The organism is Leucobacter sp. wl10, from assembly GCF_003569785.1.
Lineage (GTDB): Bacteria > Actinomycetota > Actinomycetes > Actinomycetales > Microbacteriaceae > Leucobacter.
On record NZ_KZ984034.1, the window covers coordinates 1 to 1378 of the forward strand.

The window sequence follows — 1378 nt, forward strand, 5'->3', positions numbered from 1 at the left end:
GTGGCTCATCGTAAATGGGGGTGTAGGTGCGGCCTGAACCCTCCGGCCTCGAGCAATGATCTCGCGATGTAGTGGGCCAGGTTCCGAAACCCCAACGCGGAACCTCGGAGGTGCTCGAGCCGGCCATTGATCGCTTCGGTCGGCCCGTTCGAAGTCCGCGGGTGATCGAAATACGCGAGGATGTCCGTACGTCTTCGGTCGAGTGTGTACGCGAGCTTGCGAAGCTCGGTGAACCAGGACGGCGTCGTCGCTTGCAACACATCGATGAGTTCGCGCAGCCGCTTTCGCCCCAGCCCCGAGTGCTGCTCTCGATACGCGGCCACGACTTGCTGGTAGACCCGCCAGGCCCGCCACACATCCCTATGCGCGGGGTCAGCGAACACGGCGTCGAGCTTGGCCTGCTGTTTCTCCGTGAGGAACGTCTCTCCGGTACGCAGCACTTTCCGAACCGCATAGAGTGGGTCGCCGCGCCGTCCGCGATGCCCGAGGGTTTCCTGCTGCACCCGCTGTCTTACCCGATCAAGCGCATCACCAGCAAGCTGGACGACGTGGAAGGGATCCATCACCTCGACCGCGTCGGGCAGATGTTGTTTCGACGCGGTCTTGAACCCGGCGAACCCGTCCATCGCGACGACCTCGATCCCGTCGCGCCAGGCCTGGGTTCTCGCGGCGAGCCAGTCGCTGAAGACCTGCTTCGATCGGCCAGGAACCATGTCGAGCAGCCGGGCCGGGCCGCGCTTGTCCCGGACGGGGGTGAGGTCGATGATCACGGTCACGTACTTGTCGCCGCGGCGGCTGTGCCGCCACACGTGCTCGTCGACCCCGATCGTGGTGACCCCGTCGAAACGGTGGGGGTCATCGATCAGCCGCCGCTTTCCCTCGTCCAGGATCGCGGTGTTCGCGGTGTGCCAGGACACCCCGAGATTCGCTGCGGCACGAGCGACGGTGAGGTGATCGATCACGAGTGCTTCCAGCGCGTAGCGGACCCCGGCGCGGGAGATCTTCGCCCGTTCGGGGGCGGCCTGGCTGGTGTCTTCTCGCCACACGGTCCGGCACCAAGAACACCGATACCGGCGAACCCGGATCTTCAGGGTCGTGGGGCGGTGTCCGAACGGCTCGTGCGCGAGCGTCCGGGTGACCGAATCGCGGGGAGAGCCCTCTGCGCCGCAGTTGCGGCACCACGGATCGGGTTCGGTCACGCGGCACTGGATGATCGCACAGTCGGGTTCCAGGCGCTGCCCGATCGCTTCGAGACCGAGCTCGTCGAGACGGCAGAACGTGGTCAGGTCAGGGGTCGAGAAGGTAGCGTTGAACACGAAGACCTCGTGGAGAGAATCGTTGGATTAGACACCCTGATTCTCTTACGAGGTCTTCGCTC

Annotated in this window: 1 protein-coding gene; it reads right to left on the bottom strand. The window is 65.1% G+C overall.

Annotated features, from left to right (window positions below; genetic code table 11):
- Positions 1 to 5: 5 nt before the first annotated feature.
- Entirely contained in the window at positions 6 to 1316 is a 1311-nt protein-coding gene (locus D1J51_RS17655) for an ISL3 family transposase (RefSeq protein ID WP_119077314.1), read from the bottom strand.
- Positions 1317 to 1378 lie beyond the last annotated feature (62 nt).